At 36.8% G+C, this 20,861-nt stretch carries 20 protein-coding genes; 11 read left to right on the top strand and 9 right to left on the bottom strand.

What is annotated here, in order from left to right; translation table 11 throughout:
- Positions 1-758: 758 nt before the first annotated feature.
- The 4 genes from D0T08_RS19920 to D0T08_RS19905 all read right to left on the bottom strand — a co-directional run bounded on the left by D0T08_RS19920 (position 759) and on the right by D0T08_RS19905 (position 5,946).
- Positions 759-1,352, bottom strand: a complete 594-nt coding sequence (locus D0T08_RS19920; RefSeq protein WP_116984435.1) for a bifunctional nuclease family protein — start codon at positions 1,350-1,352, stop codon at positions 759-761.
- Between the two features lie 124 nt (positions 1,353-1,476).
- Positions 1,477-4,026: a TonB-dependent receptor gene (locus D0T08_RS19915; protein WP_116984434.1), complete on the bottom strand. Its 2,550-nt coding sequence runs from the start codon at positions 4,024-4,026 to the stop codon at positions 1,477-1,479.
- Between the two features lie 186 nt (positions 4,027-4,212).
- Positions 4,213-5,178, bottom strand: a complete 966-nt coding sequence (locus D0T08_RS19910) for an electron transfer flavoprotein subunit alpha/FixB family protein (RefSeq protein ID WP_116984433.1) — start codon at positions 5,176-5,178, stop codon at positions 4,213-4,215.
- 33 nt (positions 5,179-5,211) lie between these two features.
- A complete protein-coding gene (locus tag D0T08_RS19905; protein WP_116984432.1) occupies positions 5,212-5,946 on the bottom strand; it encodes an electron transfer flavoprotein subunit beta/FixA family protein in 735 nt (244 codons plus the stop codon).
- 190 nt (positions 5,947-6,136) lie between these two features.
- On the opposite strand from D0T08_RS19905, the gene D0T08_RS19900 reads away from it, so the two are divergent.
- A complete protein-coding gene (locus D0T08_RS19900) occupies positions 6,137-6,460 on the top strand; it encodes a lipopolysaccharide assembly protein LapB (RefSeq protein ID WP_116984431.1) in 324 nt (107 codons plus the stop codon).
- A gap of 10 nt (positions 6,461-6,470) precedes the next feature.
- Here the strand turns inward: D0T08_RS19900 and D0T08_RS19895 are convergent, their stop codons facing one another.
- A complete protein-coding gene (locus D0T08_RS19895) occupies positions 6,471-6,857 on the bottom strand; it encodes a hypothetical protein (protein ID WP_147322819.1) in 387 nt (128 codons plus the stop codon).
- A 277-nt stretch (positions 6,858-7,134) separates the two neighbouring features.
- Between D0T08_RS19895 and D0T08_RS19890 the strand changes: the two genes are divergently transcribed.
- On the top strand, positions 7,135-8,208 hold the full coding sequence (locus D0T08_RS19890) for an asparaginase (RefSeq protein WP_116984429.1): 1,074 nt from the start codon (positions 7,135-7,137) through the stop codon (positions 8,206-8,208).
- A gap of 15 nt (positions 8,209-8,223) precedes the next feature.
- Here the strand turns inward: D0T08_RS19890 and D0T08_RS19885 are convergent, their stop codons facing one another.
- The gene (locus D0T08_RS19885) at positions 8,224-9,081 is read right to left on the bottom strand and encodes an AraC family transcriptional regulator (RefSeq protein WP_116984451.1); all 858 of its coding nucleotides are present in this window, start codon (positions 9,079-9,081) and stop codon (positions 8,224-8,226) included.
- A gap of 319 nt (positions 9,082-9,400) precedes the next feature.
- Between D0T08_RS19885 and D0T08_RS19880 the strand changes: the two genes are divergently transcribed.
- Positions 9,401-10,654: a sugar MFS transporter gene (locus D0T08_RS19880; protein WP_116984428.1), complete on the top strand. Its 1,254-nt coding sequence runs from the start codon at positions 9,401-9,403 to the stop codon at positions 10,652-10,654.
- Between the two features lie 16 nt (positions 10,655-10,670).
- Complete coding sequence (treF, locus tag D0T08_RS19875; RefSeq protein WP_116984427.1) at positions 10,671-12,179, top strand: alpha,alpha-trehalase TreF; 1,509 nt, start codon at positions 10,671-10,673, stop codon at positions 12,177-12,179.
- Positions 12,180-12,181: 2 nt separating this feature from the next.
- Here treF and D0T08_RS19870 read toward each other — a convergent pair whose 3' ends face one another.
- Complete coding sequence (locus tag D0T08_RS19870) at positions 12,182-12,541, bottom strand: MauE/DoxX family redox-associated membrane protein (RefSeq protein WP_116984426.1); 360 nt, start codon at positions 12,539-12,541, stop codon at positions 12,182-12,184.
- A 92-nt stretch (positions 12,542-12,633) separates the two neighbouring features.
- On the opposite strand from D0T08_RS19870, the gene D0T08_RS19865 reads away from it, so the two are divergent.
- Genes D0T08_RS19865 through D0T08_RS19850 form a run of 4 tightly spaced genes read left to right on the top strand, consistent with a single transcriptional unit; the run spans position 12,634 to position 16,727 of the window.
- On the top strand, positions 12,634-13,665 hold the full coding sequence (locus D0T08_RS19865; RefSeq protein ID WP_116984425.1) for a DUF3500 domain-containing protein: 1,032 nt from the start codon (positions 12,634-12,636) through the stop codon (positions 13,663-13,665).
- Positions 13,666-13,723: 58 nt separating this feature from the next.
- A complete protein-coding gene (locus tag D0T08_RS19860; RefSeq protein ID WP_116984424.1) occupies positions 13,724-14,941 on the top strand; it encodes a serine hydrolase in 1,218 nt (405 codons plus the stop codon).
- A 27-nt stretch (positions 14,942-14,968) separates the two neighbouring features.
- Complete coding sequence (locus D0T08_RS19855) at positions 14,969-15,727, top strand: NIPSNAP family protein (RefSeq protein ID WP_116984450.1); 759 nt, start codon at positions 14,969-14,971, stop codon at positions 15,725-15,727.
- A 4-nt stretch (positions 15,728-15,731) separates the two neighbouring features.
- Positions 15,732-16,727 carry a polysaccharide deacetylase family protein gene (locus D0T08_RS19850; protein WP_116984423.1) on the top strand — a complete coding sequence of 332 codons (996 nt, stop codon included), beginning with the start codon at positions 15,732-15,734 and terminating at the stop codon, positions 16,725-16,727.
- A 74-nt stretch (positions 16,728-16,801) separates the two neighbouring features.
- Here the strand turns inward: D0T08_RS19850 and D0T08_RS19845 are convergent, their stop codons facing one another.
- A complete protein-coding gene (locus D0T08_RS19845; RefSeq protein WP_116984422.1) occupies positions 16,802-17,299 on the bottom strand; it encodes a pyridoxamine 5'-phosphate oxidase family protein in 498 nt (165 codons plus the stop codon).
- A 232-nt stretch (positions 17,300-17,531) separates the two neighbouring features.
- Between D0T08_RS19845 and D0T08_RS19840 the strand changes: the two genes are divergently transcribed.
- From D0T08_RS19840 to D0T08_RS19830, 3 genes are all read left to right on the top strand, one after another.
- Positions 17,532-17,993 (top strand): hypothetical protein, encoded by a 462-nt coding sequence (locus tag D0T08_RS19840; RefSeq protein WP_116984421.1) that lies wholly within the window; start codon positions 17,532-17,534, stop codon positions 17,991-17,993.
- Between the two features lie 71 nt (positions 17,994-18,064).
- Complete coding sequence (locus D0T08_RS19835) at positions 18,065-19,234, top strand: FAD-binding oxidoreductase (protein ID WP_158561312.1); 1,170 nt, start codon at positions 18,065-18,067, stop codon at positions 19,232-19,234.
- Positions 19,235-19,303: 69 nt separating this feature from the next.
- Positions 19,304-20,149, top strand: coding sequence for an SDR family oxidoreductase (locus D0T08_RS19830; RefSeq protein WP_116984419.1), 846 nt, complete (start codon positions 19,304-19,306; stop codon positions 20,147-20,149).
- 90 nt (positions 20,150-20,239) lie between these two features.
- Here D0T08_RS19830 and D0T08_RS19825 read toward each other — a convergent pair whose 3' ends face one another.
- Positions 20,240-20,779, bottom strand: coding sequence for a ferritin-like domain-containing protein (locus D0T08_RS19825; protein ID WP_116984418.1), 540 nt, complete (start codon positions 20,777-20,779; stop codon positions 20,240-20,242).
- Positions 20,780-20,861 lie beyond the last annotated feature (82 nt).

Raw genomic sequence — 20,861 nt, 5'->3', positions numbered from 1 at the left:
CGCTCAATTTGCTAAGAAAATTCATGCAGTTACACTTAACGGGTTCCAATTTAAAGTTTTTGCTTTTATTGTCTCTTTTGCTATCTGCAAATTCTTCCGAATTTAAGGTAGCAACTTAAGTTATTTAAGGAAAATTTGTAGTGAATTTATTTAACTTTTTAATTGAACTATAATAAATTGCAGTTTGTATTCTTGAAATTTCAAAAGGTCGGCTTCATTAGTCTTTATTCTAATAGTCTGGAAACCGTGGCTAATGTCTTACAAAAAGGTTTCCATCAAATTGGTAACCTTTTCGGTTCCTTTTTTTGTGATTTGTAATTATAAACCATCCCTGTTAGTCAAAAAGGTAGTGTCTACCTTTTTCATTTCAGTTTTTGGAGGCTGGTACTTTGAAATCATCATTGTTAATTAAAAAGGTTCCCACCATATTGGTAACCTTTTTTCGGTTCCGTTTTCTTGGTTAATATATTGAGACACTCCAATAAATCTCTAACTTAAGTTTGTGTTTCAAAGTGTTTCCGAAGGTTTTTGGAATAATCAAACTGTTAAGTATTCTCTGTGCAGCGACATCCTATCCGGGGACTTCCAGTAGGGTTTTCATCAATTGACGCAGCGCAAGCGGAACAATACATTTTTAAAGGAAAAGGAATAATCTTAAACGAATTCAATAATAGAACTTAAATAATCATCAGGTATAAGAAAAATAAAAGCCATTTGCACCTGCAAATGGCTCCATAAATATTTTGTACAACTATAAATTAATTTCTCTTACTGATTTCATCTCTGATTTTGGCGGCTTTCTCATATTCCTCATTGGCAAGCGCCTGATTCAATAGATTGTTGAGTTCTTCTAAATTCAAGTCTTTTAAAGAATCTTTCGAGACTTTCTGAGGGCGCGTGGCAGAAGATACCAGTTCCTGCGGCTCATCAGCAGTTGTTGCCTCTTGCGCGGTAATACCTGCATCAGACAAAATCTGATTGGTTGTGTAAATTGGCACCTGAAAACGCAATCCGATTGCTACGGCATCAGATGGACGCGCATCTATCGATTTTTGGCGAATACCGTCGGTACAAACCACTTTGGCATAGAAAATACCCTCCCTTAAATCCGAAATCAATATCTCCTCAACTGTAAAATCAAATGCACGGGCAAATGATTTGAACAAGTCATGAGTCATTGGACGATTCGGAGTGATACGCTCCATTTCAATGGCAATGGCCTGAGCTTCAAACATGCCAATAATGATTGGCAATCGGCGATTACCAAATTCCTCCGCCAATACTAAAGCGAATGAGCCTGTTTGTGATTGGCTTGGGGACAAACCTAATATTTCGAGTTTTATTTTTTCCACGTTGCAAATATAAGGATTTCTTCATTGGTCTATTAATCGAATCAATAAAAATCTCCTGCAAATATTTAGTACATAGAATTTAACTTTAAAACATTTATTTTGGTTTCAGAAATTTGGTAAAAACTTAAAACTTTAAATTAAGTTTAGCATACCAGAATGCGCCATTAAAGCCCATCTGAACAGGATCCCATGCTCCACCTGATTCAGTATTATATGCCGATGACATATCTGGGTAGACATTGAAGATGTTATTACCACCAATTGTTAATCCTACTGATTTGGCGAATTTATAATTAAATGAAAGATCAGTAGTAACTTTAGGACTGTAAATATCATTTTCTTTAATATCATAATTCCAGTCAGCCAATTCTACCTTTCCAAATCTCACTAAGCGCAATACTGTACTGATTTTTTTTACCTGATAATCAAGCGTTAGGTTTATTTTTGATGGGGGAGCAGAAGCTCTCAGAAAATATTGTTCTCTTAAATCGAAGTAGGTATCTTCTTTACCGGCTAATTTTTCAGAGGTGTTGATGGCATCAATAGTTAGTTTATTGAAGTTGGCTGCCAATGAAGTAGTTAAATAGCCACTTCCCAAATTATTTCTATTAGATAAAATTACGTCCAGGCCCTTAGTAGTGGTTGAAACCGCATTCGTAAAGAATTGCGCTTTGCCTACGTTCAAACCTTTCAGAATATCCCCAATTTTATCGTCTTCGTCAGAAAACTGCCCTGTCAATACAATTCTATCCTTAACTTTTACTAAGTAAGCGTCAACGGTCAATGAAAAAGTAGAGTTAGGTCTCATGGTAAAACCTAAACTTACATTTTTCGATGTCTCCTGTTTTAAAGCAGGAATTCCTAATGCTTTGGTTACAGCACTACCATTGCGCGCAATCAAAACTTCCACAGGTTGACCGCCAATAAAGTTGGTAATTGTAGAATTGAAATTAATTTGTGGCAATGATGGTGCTCTGAAACCTGTACTCACTGTTCCTCTCAACATGAAAGATTCAGAAGCTTTAAATCGGGCAGATAGTTTGCCATTTAATGTACCTCCAAAATCACTGTAATTTTCATAACGTAGAGCCGCACCCATCATGAACTTTTTCGTGAAATCCACCTCCGTATCAAAGTAAATACCCACATTTGAACGTTTCGCTTTTATTATGTCACCAGGTTGAAATCCCGGAAAGCCCTGAGAACCCGGAGGAATGCCTGCCTCATAGCTTTTCCATGATTTTTCTTCACCTGCAAAAATCCTGTAGTTTTCCATTCTGTATTCTGCACCGAAAGCTAAGTTTAGTCCTGCCAGGGTTTGCTTATAGAATTTTGATAAGCCCAGATTAATAGTATTCTGGCTTAGTTGAAAACCACCTGCATCAAAAGAAGTCGGAGATTGCGCGCCAAGCGAAGTATTAAGGGTATTGTTAACAAAATAATGAAATTTGTTAGAACCGAATGTATTGGTCACATCGAAATCCCATGTACCTAATAAACTTCTGACACCAACCGCCAATGAATTATCGTTGATTCTGGTCTTAATCAGAGGGTCAAAACCATTTGGATAAATGGCAGGAATATTTCTGTCATCATCTGCAAAACGTGTCCAGGCATAGGCATCCCCATCACGTTTATTAGTTCCTCCGAATACATATAGTTTAGATTTTTCTCCCAGTTGAAATTGAGAATTCAAATATAGAGAGGCATTCACTATTTTAGGATCACCAAATTCACGACGTGAAATTTCATCCGGATTAGAATTAGCTCTATTGGTGTGGTCTCTGAAATTATAATCTCCTGTCAGGTTAATAAAGCCTTCTTTACCAACTTTGACTCCATAATTGGCATTGAAATTATAGTTTAATCCATCAAATTTCTTGTCGTCAAAACGATATTTAGCCTGATAAATGCCTGAGTTTGCATTAATATCCAGTGTATTGGTTGAAGTCTTAAGAATAATATTAATTACCCCGGCAATAGCATCTGAACCATATTGTGCAGCAGCCCCATCTCGTAAAATCTCAATTCGTTCGATGGCAGCGGCAGGAATGGCATTCAGATCTGTACCCGTATTGCCTCTACCTCTTGTGCCAAAGATATTTACCAAAGAAGACTGATGTCTTCGTTTGCCATTAATCAATACTAAAGTCTGGTCAGGGCCTAATCCTCTTAAAGAAGCAGGATCAACATGGTCGGTACCATCAGAGCCTGTTTGTCTGTTTGAGTTAAAGGATGGAGCCGCAAATTGTAACAATTGATTGATATCCAATTGTCCGGTCTTAGTTGTAACATCCTTAATGTCAATAACATCAATGGGAGCGGGCGTATCCGTAACTGACCTATTTAAACTTCTTGAACCAAGCACTACTACTTGTTGGAGAATATTAGATTCTTCCATGGTAATAGGTTTGTCTAAATCTTGTGGCGTAACTTCAATTTTTTTGAACCCGATAAAACTGATAACCAGAATTGGTTCAGCAGAAATTGTAGTAAGCTGAAAATTGCCATCTACGTCTGCTACTGTTCCATTATTTGTGCCTTTTTCAGCAATACTGGCACCAATGAGCGGTTGTCCGGCCGGGTCTACTACCTTGCCTTTAAGAATTGTTTTTTGAGCAAAAACTAACGAGGAGACCAGCATTAATAAATGCAGGAGTAATGTTTTTTTCATAACTATAATGTAATTGAGTAAATAATAGTGATAAAGAATTTCGGGTTCGAAATACGGATATTCCCCAGCGTTAGCAAAAAGATGTAGGATTTAGTTGAGGTTTATTTTATTGGCTGGTCAATTGAGAGCAAAAAAAAGCCTCAAAGAACTTAATCCTTTGAGGCTTTAAATGAAATACTTATCGATTTATTTCAGCTCTTTTACCGCTTTCGTCAACTTTGGTAATACTTCAAAAACATCACCCACAATCCCATAATCCGCTGCTTTGAAGAAAGGTGCGTCGGCATCTTTATTGATAACTACAATGACTTTAGAAGAGTTAACTCCTGCCAAATGCTGAATTGCACCAGAAATACCACAGGCAATATAAAGATTTGGAGAAACTTTCACCCCCGTTTGTCCAACGTGCTCGTGGTGAGGTCTCCAATCTAAATCAGATACCGGTTTTGAACAAGCGGTTGCGGCTTCTAATGCATCAGCCAAATCTAATAGGGGTTGCCAGTGTTCTGGGCCTTTCATACCACGTCCGCCAGATACCACCAAGTCAGCTTCGGGCAAAGAGACAGTTCCTGTAGCTTTTACAGTTTCTGTAACTTTGGCTGTAAATAAGTTTTCAGCTAAAGCAGGGGTAAAGGCTTCAACTGAAGCAGCATTTCCACTTTCAACCGGACTGACTACATTTTTCTTGATAGCTAATACTTTTATATCACTTGTTACATTCACATCAGCAAAGGCCTTGCCTGTGAAAATACTTCTTTTTACTTTAAATCCGTTTGATAAATCCGGAAGTTCTACCACATTACCAACCACAGCAGCTTTAAGTGTTCCGGCAGCTCGGGCAGTTACAGCATCAGCTAAAGAAGATTTAGCTGTGATAATTACTTTAGCACCCGAGGCATTGGCTGCTTCAACTAATACTTTGGCATACGCCATGCTATTTGGTGTTTCTAATTTAGCATCGTTAGCATGTAATACTTTGCTTGCACCATAATTACCTGCAATCGCTAATTCAGAAGAGTCAGCTTTACCAATGGCAAGCGCTGTAACAGAAGTACCTAATTTTTCGGCCACCTGAGCACCATAATAAATGGCTTCAAGCGATGATTTTTTGATTGCGCCATCAGCAATCTCTGTAAAAACTAATATAGCCATGATAAAATGTCTTTTCTGGAATGAATAAATGAATTATAGAACCTTTGCCTCTTTATGCAATAACTCAATGAGTTTTTCAGCTTCATCAGCAGGAATCATCTTGCAAGGGCCTTTTGCCGGTGGTAAGCTATACTTATCAGTGGCTGTAAGCGCTTCTCCCGAAGCAGGAATTACTTTTAAAGGCTTGGTACGTGCAGTCATGATACCACGCATATTTGGGATTTTCCATTCTGCAATTGGTTCCTGACAACCTAAAACCAGTGGAAGAGGAGCTTCTAATATTTCTTTACCACCTTCAATCTCACGAGTCATTTTCGCTACGCCTCCTTCAATATCTAATTGCATAACCGGAGAAAACGATGGAATGCCAAGAATTTCTCCAACAATACCGTGTACTACACCTGAATTATAATCACTGGTTTCTCTACCCATTAAAATCAGGTCGTAATTGCCTTCTTTGGCAACAGCAGCTATTTGTTCGGCAACAAAGTATGAATCCGTAGGTTCCACATCAACCCTAATGGCGTCATCAGCGCCAATAGCCAAAGCCTTTCGTATTTGAGGTTCAGCATCTGCCTCACCTACATTTAATACTGTAATTGTTGCACCAGATTTTTCTTTTAATTCTACCGCTCTTGCAAGCGCATAGTCATCGTAGGGTCCGATGATGTATTGTACTCCTGCCTTATTCAACTTGGTATCTCCATCAGTAAAACTGATTTTTGAAGTTGTATCAGGCACACTCGAAATGCAGACTAGTATTTTCATAGTATTTTGCCCCCGTACCCCTAAAGGGGAGTTTTTTATAGAAAAGATGCTTTTAGGGGTTTTCTAAAAAGCATTATTAATATAATGAACTAAGCGTTTTAATGTCTATTTTTGCTGTGTGAGCAATGTATAGAACGAAAAATTGTTATGCATGCATAACAATTGCAAATCTAAATTAAAGAGAAATAGTATGCAAGAGGAACGATTAAAAATTTTATTGCAATATCTGGAAGAAGAACCTGATGAGCCTTTTAATATTTATGGGGTAGCGATGGAGTATCTGAATAGTAATCCGGGTAAGGCTCTTTTTTATTTAGAGCAGCTTCTAAATGAGCACCCTGACTATGTGCCGACATATTATCATGCAGCAGCCTTATATTTTGAAATGGAGCAGTTCGAGAGAGCTAAGGAAGTGTATAAAAAAGGAATAGAAATAGCTCACCAAAAGCAGAATAATAGAGCTTATGATGAGCTAAAACGAGCTTATAGAATGTTTCTTGATGAGATTGAATAATTATTGAATATCAATGATAATATTCATCTTCCTCTTTCACATTCGTTTTTCCGAACAGAGCTCTGAAAGTATCAGTCATGTATAGCATATCTAATACTTTGTTTCGAGCCTGTTTCATTATATAAACATTGCGGTTTTGTTGTATTTGTTCCTCAATCTGTTTCACCATAAAAGCCATACAATCTTCATTCACTGAAAAATCTTCAACGATATACATCAGGAAGCGATTATCCGGTTCATTATCTGCAAAATAAAATACCAAGTGAAAATCTTCTCCTACCAAAAAAGCAGCAGTTTTATTGGTATCAAATGTTTTAAACATTTCTCTGTTATCTACTAAGCAATCGATGATCTCTACCTCGTCAGCAATTATTCTTAATGTTGGTCTCAAGTTCATATCTCCGTCCTTTTTATTGTGTTTTCGTTTGTTGTGTTTCAAATATAACGTAATATTCTAAAAATAATTCAAAAAAAGTGAAAAAAAATCTTTGAATAGTTATATTTTAGATTTTAAAAAACTTTAAAATTTGCTTCGTTTTTGAGTATTTTTACTTAAAAAAATGTTTTTTCAGAAAAATCAAGTACCAATTTGGGTTGCTCACACATAATATTTTAAAAAAATCAGTATTTAAGCTTAAATCAAACCTCGTATTTTTGCAAAAAAAAACTTTTTTATGGGCTACAAAACCTCAAGAATTACTAATCATTCAATTAAAAATAATCGTGCCACCTCAGTTTTAATGATTTATACAGGAGGAACATTGGGTATGGTATATGACTCTAAAAGCAAAAGTTTAGTGCCGTTTAACTTTAATGAGATATTAACAAATGTGCCTGAATTGCATAGAGTTGAATTTGAACTGACGATTCTGACTTTAGACAAGCCGATAGATTCATCCAATATGACCCCAACAAATTGGGTAGAAATCGCCAGAATAGTTTATGATAATTTTGAGGAATTTGATGCCTTTGTTATTCTTCATGGAACTGATACAATGGCTTATACTGCATCAGCATTAAGTTTTCTTTTAGAGAATTTAAGCAAACCTGTAATTCTAACGGGAGCTCAATTGCCAATAGGTATAGCCCGAACAGACGCTCGTGAAAATCTGATTACGGCTTTAGAAATAGCCTCAGCCAAAATTAATGGGAGACCTGTTGTTCCGGAAGTAGCCATCTATTTCAATTCTTATTTGTTACGTGGCAACAGAGCCAAGAAAAAAGAAAGTAGCCAGTTCAATGCTTTCAGGTCAGAAAACTATCCTAATCTGGCAGAGGTAGGAGTAACGATTGATTATAACTTCCCATTTATTCGTCCATACAGAACTGATTTGCCTCTTCAATTACATGAAACTCTGGATGATAATGTGATGATTTTGAAACTTTTCCCCGGTATCCAACAAAATTTAATTAGAAACATATTTAATACGAGCGGACTGAAAGGAGTAGTATTAGAAACTTATGGAGCAGGTAATGCGCCATCAGAAAGTTGGTTTTTAGATGAACTCAAACATGCCATTGATAAAGGAATTATCATTTTCAATGTTTCTCAATGCGATGGAGGTAGAGTTTTACAAGGTACCTATCAAACAAGCCGCAAATTACAGGAAATAGGCGTAGTAAGTGGCTCCGATATAACGACTGAAGCAGCTATTACGAAAATGATGTATTTATTCGGAAAAGAAGGTTCCCATGAGCGTGTAAGGTTTAATCTCGAAAAAGATATTTGTGGGGAAATGTCAGTTTAAGCACATTCTTAATTACTATTTTTTTCGAAGCACCAGGTTTTTAAACTGCATCGGACTTTTGCCTTTAATCTGTTTAAAAACCTTACTGAAATATGAGACATTCGAGAAGCCGCATTCAAAGCAAACATCCGTTATACTTTTTTCGGTCATGAGCAACTTACACGCCTGATTAATGCGAAATTCGTTCACAAAATCAGTGTACGTCATGTTCATCACTTTTTTGAAATAGTTGCAGAATGAGGGAACCGTCAGGTGTGCCACATCAGCTACCAGTTTAATATTAATAGGAGCCTGATAAGATTGTTCTACATATTCATAAATACGTTTGATGCGTGCCTGGTCTTTCTGATTAAAGTCATACCGAGTATCAGCTACATTCAACAAAATGTATTCTTCTGAATGAGCTAGTATCTGAAAAATCGATAGTAATTCAACCATTCTCCCAAAGTGAGAAAGCTGAGGCATTTTCTTTAAACGATTTCCTACAATCTTTTTAGTATTTCCAAAGAAATGAATGCCATGTTGTGAGCGCTCAAAAAGCGCTTTAATGTCAGTCATTTCGGGTTTTTCGAAGAAACCTTCACCTAAGAAATCTTCTTTAAATTGTATTACAGTTTCTTCATGTTCATCCAATGCATCATAGCCAAAGCCTGCGTGGGGCAGATTTGAACCGATTAGTACCAAATCTCCGTCTTCATAATAGCTTAAATGATTGCCAACGTGCCGTCTGCCTGTACCATAATGAACAAATACCATCTCGTATTCCGGGTGGTAGTGGTAGTTCCAGGGAAAAATGTTTGAGGAAATTTTTAAGTGAAGCAGTCTGAACGAACTTCCTTCGTCAGGTTGAATTTTTTCAAAAGGAGTTTTCACTAGATTAAGATAAGAATAGTTAAAATTTTCATAAAAATAATAATATAGCATTAAAACTAATGAATGTAAGGATATTTTTTCTCTCTGAAAACTATGAATTTTGTCACACGTTAAATAATACATTTAGTTTTGTTTTAGAAAATACGTCAACGTATGATGAATAAAAAAGCGAGCCTTATGCTCGTTTTTTTTTATTGAAACTATTTAAATTAGCTAGTAAAGTCATAATACTTGCCTAATTTAGATTAATAATATCTATTCGCTAATTCACCATTACTAATTGGTAATTATTTAACTCATCCCTATCCTAAATACATTTATGAAAAACTGGAAAATCAAACTGTCTCTTTACCTCAATTACTTTGTATTTGCCATTTTATTGAATAGTGTAGGCATATTGATTCAGAAATCAATCAATACTTATCATGTTGACGAAATTGCAGCTAGTTCATTAGAAGCGTTTAAGGATTTATCGATTGCTTTTGTCTCATTCTTTGTAGGATCATTTTTGCCTCGGTTAGGTTATAAAAGAGGGATGTTGATTGCCCTAGGCTTGGTATTTATAGGTTGTATAGGCATGTACTTCGGTAATTCGTTTACGGCCGTAAGAATCCTTTTTGCCTGTGTGGGCATTTCATTCGCAGTTATTAAAGTCTCGGTTTATTCATTAGTCGGCCTTTTAGCCAATGATGATAAAGAACATAAAAGTATCCTTAGCTCTATTGAAAGCTTCTTTATGGTGGGTATTGCAGTGGCATTTGTGTCTTTCCCTTTGTTTTATAGTGATACTGATCCCAATGCCTGGTTAAGAGTTTATCTGGTAGTAGCCGCACTTGTAGCCATTTCATTTTTGTTCTTGCTTATTTCAGATTTTGATACATTAAATTATGAGATTCCTGGTAGCAATGTGGCTGATGATTTTAAACAAATGATTAGTTTATTGAAACGCCCTATGGTTTTGGTATTTGCCATAGCAGCCTTTATGTATGTAATGACTGAACAGGGAATTATGAGCTGGTTACCGACTTTCAATGAAAAAGTTCTGCATTTGCCTGAAAAAACCAGTGTATTTATGGCAGTCATTCTGATGCTATCCATAGCGGGAGGGAGATTTGTATCATCTATACTCATTAAGAAAATCTATTGGTTAACTATCTTATTAACTTGCCTGATAGGGGCAGCTTTAATGGTTATTCTGGTTCTGCCACAGACTAATAATCTGGAAGTAAAAGCGATTAATTCTTTAGCTGATGTCCCTGTTATTGCGTATGTGTTCCCATTAATTGGTTTCTTTTTAGCTCCTCTTTATCCTTTAATAAATTCTATTGTGCTGAGTGCTACCGAAAAGGTTTTTCATAGCCCTATGGCATCTTTACTTACATTTTTCTCAGCCATAGGTGGTACTTTAGGATCTCGTTTAGTAGGATACCTTTTTAAAGAAATAGGTGGGAGCAAAGCATTTTACTTTTCTTTGATACCTATGGCTATTCTTATTATATGCTTATTCTTATTAAATAATATTCAGAAGAAATCTGGTAAAAACATAGAATTCAATGCTTCTGGTGGTCATTGAATGTAGATGAAATAAAATGCGAGAAAAGATTAAATATATACACGAGTTAGGCGAACTGTTTGAAGACGTGCAATTAGCAAACGTATTTCCTGATAATAAAACTTTCCCGGATTGTACACCTAAGGGCATTAATAATGAAGAAAGTTTGCAGGAAATCAGGATAAAATATGCTGAACAAAAAAATTTATCAGATTTTGATTTGAGAGCGTTTGTATTGAAGAATTTTGATTTGCCCCAAGGCCACGAAACTTCTTATACCAGTGATAAAACTGAGTCAGCTCAAGAGCATATTGAGGAATTGTGGGCAGTGCTAACTCGTGAACCACATAATGAAAAATCTTCTTTGATACCTCTGCCTAATCCGTATATAGTGCCAGGTGGAAGATTTGGGGAGATTTATTATTGGGACAGCTACTTTACGATGTTAGGATTGCAGGAATCTGGCAAGATAGAGATGATTCAGGCAATGGTTGATAATTTTTCTTACCTGATTTACAAAATAGGACATATACCAAATGCCAATCGCACTTATTACATTGGTCGCTCACAACCGCCTTTTTATGCGTTGATGCTCAAATTATTAAGTGAAGTAAAAGGACCAAAGGTATTGTCAGATTATCTTCCTTATATGGAAAAGGAATATGAGTTCTGGATTGACGGGAGGAGATTGCTGAAAGGAGATACAAAAGCAGTCAAGAGAGTAGTTAAAATGCCCGACGGATCTATATTGAATCGTTATTGGGATAGCCATTGCACGCCTCGCCCGGAAGCCTATAAAGAAGATTTAGAATTAGCTACCCATTCCAGACAAAAACCAGAAGAACTGTATCGACATTTAAGAGCCGCAGCTGAATCAGGATGGGATTTCAGTAGTCGCTGGTTTAAAAATCCTGAAGCTTTCGATAGCATACACACCACCGATATTATTCCGGTTGATCTGAATTGTTTATTAGTCTATCTGGAAGAAACGATTGCTGATGTTTACGCCTCGCAAAAAAGTACTGTAACTGCTAAAAGATTCAAATCAGCAGCACAAAACCGTAGAGAAGGAATTCAGAAATATTGTTGGAATGAAGAAAAAGGATTCTACTTCGATTACGATTTTGTTCAAAGCTCACAGAAAGAATGCGAAACATTGGCTGCAACTTTTCCATTATTTTTTTCAATAGCCACTCAGGCACAAGCTGGAAAAGTGGCAAAGATTTTAGAAGAAAAATTTCTGAAGACCGGAGGCTTATTAACAACACTTGCCTTTACGGGCCAACAATGGGATGCACCTAACGGTTGGGCACCGTTACAATGGATAGCTTATAAAGGTTTAAAAAACTATGGATTTGATGAATTAGCTCAGAAAATTAAAATCAGATGGGTTGAGTTAAATCTGAAAGTGTATAAGGAAACAGGAAAAATGACCGAAAAATATAATGTGAATGACGAAAACCTGGAAGCAGGCGGGGGTGAATATCCAAACCAGGATGGGTTTGGTTGGACCAACGGTGTATTATTAAAAATGATGGCTGAATAAACTTATTTAGTATATTGATATATCCACCAGATTAGTACAAATTGCAATGGCAATCTTAACCATAAAAGAACGAAAGGAACCCTATGAAATTTGCCTGAGGTTGCCATATAAATATTTGCCGGAAAAACGGCTATCAATAGTATAATTAACCCCCATGCTGCGTAAATTCTTGTCGAATTGAAAAGCAACCCAATTCCCAATGCAATTTCGGCTACTCCGCTGATTAAGACCATTGCCCGATGATAAGGAATATAAGGTGGCATCGCCTTAATGAAAAATCTCTCCTGCGTAAAATGAGAAATACCAGCTACAACAAAAAGCAGCACAGCTAAGTATAGTCCAATAGTCTTGATTGTAAACATGCCTTAATGAGTAATATCGCTGCAAATTAATTTGTTTTTTATAACAAATAGAATTTACTTGGTAATAATATTCGACCTATAAACCTTTTACTATGAAAACGCCGCTAACTATATGTTTGCTATGGGTTCATTGCATAGCTGCATTTGCACAAAATGCTCCTAATAAGCTTATTGTGTCTTCTGCCAATGACTTTCTGAAATTGTTGGATCAGTCTCAACTTGAGAAAATCAGCTATGCTTACGATGCAGAAGAACGTTTCAATTGGTATTTTGTGCCAAAAGCCAGAAATGGACTCATGCTTAGAGACATGAATGAAAAGCAGAAAGAAGCGGCTATGAATTTGCTAAAGGCTACTTTAAGCCAGCAAGGGCATGAAAAAGCCATTGCTATTATTCAATTGGAAATTATATTGAAAGAATTGGAAAAAGCACCTCCTGAGAGCGATTACCGGAGCCCTGTAAAATATTACTTTACCATTTTTGGAACACCCGATGAAAAGAAACTATGGGGTTGGCGTATTGAAGGGCATCATCTTTCTATGAATTTCTCTTCTGAGTCGGGCAAGATAGTATCGGCCACACCTTTATTCTTTGGCAGTAATCCGGGCATTGTGCCGAGTGGAGAAAAGAAGGGGTATCAGATTCTGAAAGATGAGGTAAATTTTGGTTTTGAGCTACTTAATTCTTTTACTCCAGAACAATTGCAGAGAGTCATTATATCAGAAACTGCTCCTGGAGATATCATTACCAGTAACAAGCGCAAAGTAAATGCGTTAGCCAACGAGGGAATTACCTTTGCAGATATGAATCAGGCTCAACAAAAAATATTTTTGCGATTGCTAAGTGTTTATGTAAAGAACTATCCTTTGGGCTTTTCTAATGAATTAATGCAGAAAATTGAAAAGGCGGGTTTAAATCAATTAAGATTTGTTTGGGCTGGAGGTAAGAAATACGGAGAGAATAATGGACATTACTACCGCATTCAGAATGATGTGATTCTGATAGAATATGATAATACTCAAAATAATGGCAATCATATTCATACCGTAACCCGAGACTTAACTAATGATTTCGGAGAGGATATTCTTAAAAAACATTATCAACAAGAACATGTAAAAAAATAGTATTTGAAAAGAGGTATGATGAACCTTTTTTCCAGTACTATAAAAAATTAGATTATAGATGAAATACCTGTTACTGACGTTAGGTTTTATAAGCTTTATAAATACCTATGCACAAAAGAAAACCACTGAACCTTATTTTCCTCCATATAATGAATGGCAACAGAAAAGGCCTGTAGAAATGGGCTTAAACGCCACAAAACTTGACGAGGCCATTAATTTTGCTATTACGAATGAATCTAAGAATCCTCGAAATATGGAAGTATCGCATTACCAGAGTTTCGGAAAAGAGCCTTTTGGTAATGGAATAGGGCCTTTCGCTGAAAGGGGTGAGCCGACAGGTTTAATCGTTTATAAAGGTTATATCATAGCAAAGTGGGGAGAACCTGAAAGGTGTGATATGACACATAGTGTTACCAAAAGCTTCCTTTCTAGTGTAGTAGGCTTAGCAGTAGAAAGAGGATTGATTAAAAGTGTGAATGATACCGTTGCTCATTATGTACCATCTATTGAATTATATGGTCAGCCAGTGAATCGCCCTGCAGAGGATTTTGGTACGCCTGAACTGATAAATCTCTTCAATACACCGCATAATAGAACTATTACATGGGATGCACTCTTAAGACAAACCAGTGATTGGGAAGGAACACTTTGGGGCAAAACTGACTGGGCCGACAGACCGGATAAAGATACTTCTTTGTGGTTGAATCGTCCGAGAAATAAGCCGGGTGCTGTCTATGAATATAATGATGTGCGAGTGAATGTACTTTCCCTGGCCGCACTAAGTGTCTGGCGAAAACCCTTGCCACAGATTTTAAAAGAAAATATCATGGATAAAATTGGGGCATCAAACACCTGGCGGTGGACTGGATATAGAAATTCATGGATAGTGCTGGATGGACAAGCCATGCAATCTGTCAGTGGGGGCGGACACTGGGGTGGGGGTATGTTTATCAATGCCTATGATATGGCTCGTTTCGGTTTACTTTCACTGCATCGTGGAAAATGGAATGGCCAGCAAATACTCTCAGAAAACTGGATAAAACAAGCTTTGACACCAACACCTGCAGAATCCACTTACGGATATATGAACTGGTTTTTGAATACAGATAGAAAACTTCTTCCTAGCGCCTCTGCTAATGTATTTTATCATTTAGGTAACGGCACAAATATGGTTTATATAGATCCCGACCACGAATTGGTTATGGTTTCCAGATGGATAACTACCAATGCAATGGATGGATTAGTAAAACGCATACTCGAAGCATTTAACAAATAATTATATCAACCTATGATCATTAATCAGATGAAACAAACATTTTTTATTTTTTTATTAGCTTTACTTAGTTTTAGTGTTTTTGCACAAAGCCCAGCTCCAAAGAAAGAGTTCTATGAAATTCGTGAATATGAACTTCGCTTCGGTTCTCCTGCGTCTAACCTTGAAAATTACTTTAAAAACGCTTTAATACCCACTCTGAATCGATTAGGTGTGAAAAATGTAGGTGTGTTTAAAGAAATTGGCAAGTCTGAACCGGCAAAAATTTATGTTTTTATTCCTTATACTTCTATTGAGCAATATGCCACTATTAAGAATCAACTGAATTCTGACGAAAAATTTAAGGAATTAAGTCAGGACTATAATAGCCTTTTGCCAGATAAAGCGCCGTATGCGCGGTATACGACTTCTCTTTTATTAGCATTTGATGGACTTCCACAAATGATAAAACCCGGTACTGAACAACGCTTTTTTGAATTGAGAACCTACGAAAGTTTTTCAGAAGATGCTGCTCGCAGAAAGAGAAAAATGTTTAATGAAGACGAAATCAAAATCTTTTACAATACAAAACTATATCCTGTATTTTTCGGAGAAGTAGTGGCAGGTGAACATCAACCATGTTTAACCTATATGCTTACTTTCAAAAATATGGAAGAAAGAGATGCTAACTGGAAAGCATTTAGTGCTGATGCAGATTGGAAAAGAGTATCTGCGCTGCCGGAATATGCTAATACAGTGTCTCGCATCATAAGAGTTTTTTTAGAACCAACCACCTATTCACAAATCTAATTGAATGAAAAACATTTTAACCATCCTCACAGGAATCTTACTTACATTCCATGTAACTGCCCAGAATACCACTTTTGCCGAGCGATTAGGCTATCCGAAAGGAGCTAAAGTTATTATTATGCATGTTGATGATATCGGTATGTCTTATGATTCGAATATCGGAGCAATCAAGGCCATTGAAGAAGGTGTAGCTAATTCATTAAGTGTCATGATGCCTTGTCCTTGGGTTCCGGGATTTGTTCATTATTTAAAGAATCACCCAAAAACAGATGCCGGTTTGCACCTGACCCTTACTTCGGAATGGAAAGATTACCGTTGGGGTCCATTGGCAGGAAAAGCTAATGTTCCGAATCTGGTAGATGAAGAAGGGGCTATGTGGAGAAACGTACAAGGGACAGCTACGCATGCAACGGCTGATGATATTGAAAAAGAAATCAGAAGTCAGTTAGATAGAGCACGTACCATGGGTTTTGAACCTACACATATGGACTCACATATGGGAACGCTCTTTGCCAGAGCCGATTATTTGGAAAGATATCTTAAAATTGGCATGGAGCAGAAAATTCCGGTGATGTTTCCAGGTGGTCACGATCACATGATTATGAAAGAAATAGGTAATACAGGTCTTAAACTGGAACAAGCCCAGGCCATTGGTAAAAAACTATGGGAAGCTGGTTTACCAGTTTTGGATGATTTGCATAACATCAGTTACGACTGGAATCAATACAAAAACCAGAAAGTAAGCGACGAAGTTTTGCAGAAATATAAAACCCAGAAATACATCGAGTCCTTTAAAGATCTACAACCTGGTGTAACGATGGTAATTATGCATTGCACAGCCACTACCGAAGTGTTTGAGCATATTTCTGATTCTGGTAATAATAGAAGAGGTGATTTATTAGCCATGATTGACCCTGTACTGAAGAAATATATCAAGGATAATGGCATTATCATGACAACCTGGAGAGAGTTGAAAGAAAGAAGAGATAAAGTCAAATAAAGTATATAAAATAAGGCCGGGTAAACACTTTGCCCGGCCTTATTTTATATACTTTTTCATGCTCAATTGTGTAATCAGAATTTCACGGTGCCGTGTGCACCTTCTTCTACATATTCCTTCCCTGTTACTATTGTGCTTAACATTTTAATGCCTAATACAATTTTATTCGAATCACTATCCCAATATTCTGCCTCATGTGGATTTACTTTAATTAAGGTCAGATTCGGATCATCTTTTCCTTCAGGAAACCATGCTTTCGCAATGGGTGTCCATAGCTCATCAATTTTTCTTTGGTCATCTACCTGTTCTGCCTCTCCCATGATACATACATAAGTATTGTCAGATGGTTCAGCATAACAAATGCAAACTTTTGGATTGGCTTTTATATCATGAATTTTTTCTGAATCTTTGGCAGTCATAAACCATATACTTCCGTCTTTATCCATTCCTTGTGTTCCCATTGGTCTACTGTGAACATGACCATTCTTATGGGTGGTGCATAGCATTGCAAACTTTATGTCATTTACCATTTCACGAATATCTTCCCGGGTTTTCTTTTCTTCATTTTTCATTATTCTGACGTTTTGTGTAGATGGTTCAAAATCCAAAAAATCTATACCACACCAATATATTTAATGAAAACTTAATATGACAAAAATTGATGGGTAAGATAAGGGACATGATTTTGAGTAATATAATACTCATGAATCATAAATATGCGCTAAATCATGCTCTGGAATGATTTTTTACATAACTGTATGTAAAATCTCCAATAATTATCCCCGAATTAAACCTTTGGCACCCATGGACAAGTTAAACGAAGATGCGATGAGAAGCCTTAAACAGCTGTGCGAAATAAACGCCGTGAGAGTGAAAGGCTATCAGAAAGCTGTCGATATGATCAAGAACGGAAATTCAAAAAAGTATTTCCAGATAAAAATTGACGAAACAATTGATTTAACAGAATATATAAATCGCTCAATTGAAAGGTCAAGTCTTGAAAAAATGAGACCAACCAGAATCGAGAGTGAGAAAATTCATCAATCTCAATTTTATTTTACAATGGCTGCTTCATCAACTAACCCTCGCACGGTAGCTTTGTCGTGTCAGCTAGGAGATAAATTCGCTGAAAAAGCCTATACTTCTGCATTAAGTCAGTTATTGTCATTTCCAGAATTAAAAAGCATCTTAGGGAAGCATATATCCAGTCTCCGTAAATCTGTTGAATCAACTCAGGAGGCATTTGATTTAGCTCTTGTATATTAGAAAAGTATAACTGCGATTATTATTTTTGTCACAACTACATGGATTTAAGAACTGAGTCACCATTTTGGTTGATGAAAAACGGTATTGTCCGTTCATATCCTTCAATCAAACAATCTTATTCTACAGATATTGCCATAATGGGAGGAGGTATCACTGGTGCGCTGATCGCCTATCATTTGACCAAAGAAGGGATTCCTGCTATTTTATTAGATAAACGCAAAATAGGCATGGGTAGCACCTGTGCCAGTACTGCTCTGCTTCAATATGAAATCGATACACCACTTGGAGAACTTTCCAGATACGTAGGCACCGAAAATGCAAATAAAAGCTACCTTATGTGCATTGAGGCTATTGAAAAAATTCAAAATATTACTAAATCTTTAAAAAAAGAAGTGGGCTTTTCGTTGAAGAAAAGCTTTTATTTCGCTTCTACACAGAAAGATGCTAAAGAAATTAAGTCTGAATACCAGCTTAGAAAAAACATTGGCATTGATCTAGACATATTATCAAGCCAGGACATAAATAAACTATTTCCTTTTTCAGCTCCTGCGGGATTATTATCAAAGGATGGCGCCCAATTAGACGCTTATATTTTTACGCATGAATTAATGAATGCGTCGATGGAAAAGGGTTTAAAAATATTTGACAAAACTGAAGTAGTGGAGATGAATCAGCATAAAAGAGGCGTTGAACTGAAAACTAATTTTGGGCAGACAGTAAAAGCCAAAAAACTTATTATCGCCAGTGGGTATGAGTCTCAAGGATACCTCTCTAAAAAGATTGTTGATTTTAATTCTTCGTTTGCTATTGTCAGTGAGCCATTTGAAGCTAAGAAATTATGGTATGAGAACTGTTTGATATGGGAAACTGCCAGACCATATTTATATATGCGCACAACTGACGATAATCGTATATTAGTTGGAGGCAAGGATGTTACATTCTATAATCCAAACAAGAGAGATAAAATAACAGAAATAAAGGGAGTTCAACTTAAAAAAGCGTTTGAGAAGAAGTTTCCGGATTTAGACTTTCGAACTGATTTTTGTTGGGGAGGTACATTTGCTGAGACCAAAGATGGCCTGCCTTATATTGGTAAAGTAGCAGAACACCCCAATACCTATTTCGCTTTAGGCTTTGGTGGTAATGGTATTGTATTCAGCTTGTTAGCTGCTGAGATAATCAGAGATAGTTTAATCGGGAAGAAGAATAAGGGTGAGGAAATTTTTAAATTCGAAAGATAATGGCGGGTATAGTTTTTTAGCAAGTTTTTACAAACGTAAAAATTAATACTATCGTTTAAAATTTGAGCTATGAAACAACACGAAAAAGAAATTAATAATGCTGCTTCGAAAGAGAAGAGCATGAAAGACAAGCCTGTATTTGAAAGGCCTTATGACAGACAAGCGCAAAGGTTGACTAATAAAGTAGCACTCATTACTGGTGGAGATAGTGGCATTGGTCGCGCGGTAAGCATTGCTTTTGCCAGAGAGGGCGCCAATGTGGCTATTGTTTATAAAAAGAATACAGAAGATGCCGAAGAAACAAAAAGACTGGTAGAAGAAAAAGGGAAAAAGGCTCTGTTGATTGAATCAGACATTGTAAGCGAAGTAAATTGCGAGGAAATTATAAAACAGGTATTGAAAGAGTTTGGGAAGATTGATACCCTGATAAATAATGCTGCAGTTCAGTTTCCGCAGGAAACGATAAAAGATATAACTGCTGACCAGATGAAGCAGACCTTTGAAACCAATATCTTTTCAAATTTTTATCTGGTGAAGGCCGCATTGCCACACCTCAAAAAAGGGAGTTCAATTATTAATACAGCCTCAGTGGTTGCGTATCGTGGTAATCCTTTACTTTTAGATTATGCATCCACCAAAGGCGCAATTGTGGCTTTTACGCGCACTTTATCAGGGATGGTAGCGGATAAGGGTATTCGGGTAAATGCTGTCGCTCCAGGGCCTATCTGGACGCCTCTTATTGTTTCAACCTTTACCAAGGAACATCAGAAGAAATTCGGAAAAGATACTCCTATGAAACGACCTGGTCAGCCTGCAGAAGTAGCACCTGCCTACGTTTTTCTGGCTTCAGAAGATGCCAGTTATATCAGTGGTCAGGTAATACATATAAATGGGGGAGAGCCAGTGAACGGGTAAATGGAAACATATAGCTAAAACGCACAAAAAAGCCTTATGAGTAAATCATAAGGCTTTTTTGTGTATCAAGGCTTAACTACTATAATTAACCTATTCTAAAGCCGCTTCTTCATTAATGTGAGCTTCTGCCAGCTCTGTCAGTTTATGATCTGCCTCACCCTCTTCATCTAAAGTAGTTTGAAGAATTTCTGCTACCTCAAAATGCCCTAGAATACGTGCAATGTTTCGTAGAGTACCATAAGATGCTATTTCATAGTGTTCTACCTTTTGTGCAGCCATAATTAACCCGCAGTCCCTCACAAAACTTCTGGTATCGGTTGCTTCAACAATTTCATCTCCCTCCTGTAATAACCCTTCCATAGCAGGGCACTTCTTTGACTGAATTTTCTCTCCAACAATCTCAAAAACTCTTTCCAGACGATTGACATGTTTTTCAGTCTCGGCTAGATGGGTGTTAAACGCCATTTTCAGATCTTCTGAGGTTGCTGCTTTCGACATTCTGGGTAAAGCTTTTACCAGATGATTCTCGGCCCAATACAAGTCTTTTAAACCATCAACAAATAATGTTCTTAGTTTTTCACCATCATGTTCTGAGAATTTTGAACTCAAATTTTGATTAGGATTTTTCATGGCTCCCTGAATTTTAATTGAATAAAAAATAAGAGAAGTACTTATGACTTACAGGTATTGACAAAAAATCTGTTCCATCAAA

The sequence above is a fragment of the Emticicia sp. C21 genome (genome assembly GCF_003418935.1).
Taxonomy (GTDB): Bacteria; Bacteroidota; Bacteroidia; order Cytophagales; family Spirosomataceae; genus Emticicia.
This window is presented reverse-complemented; position numbering and strand designations above follow the sequence as displayed.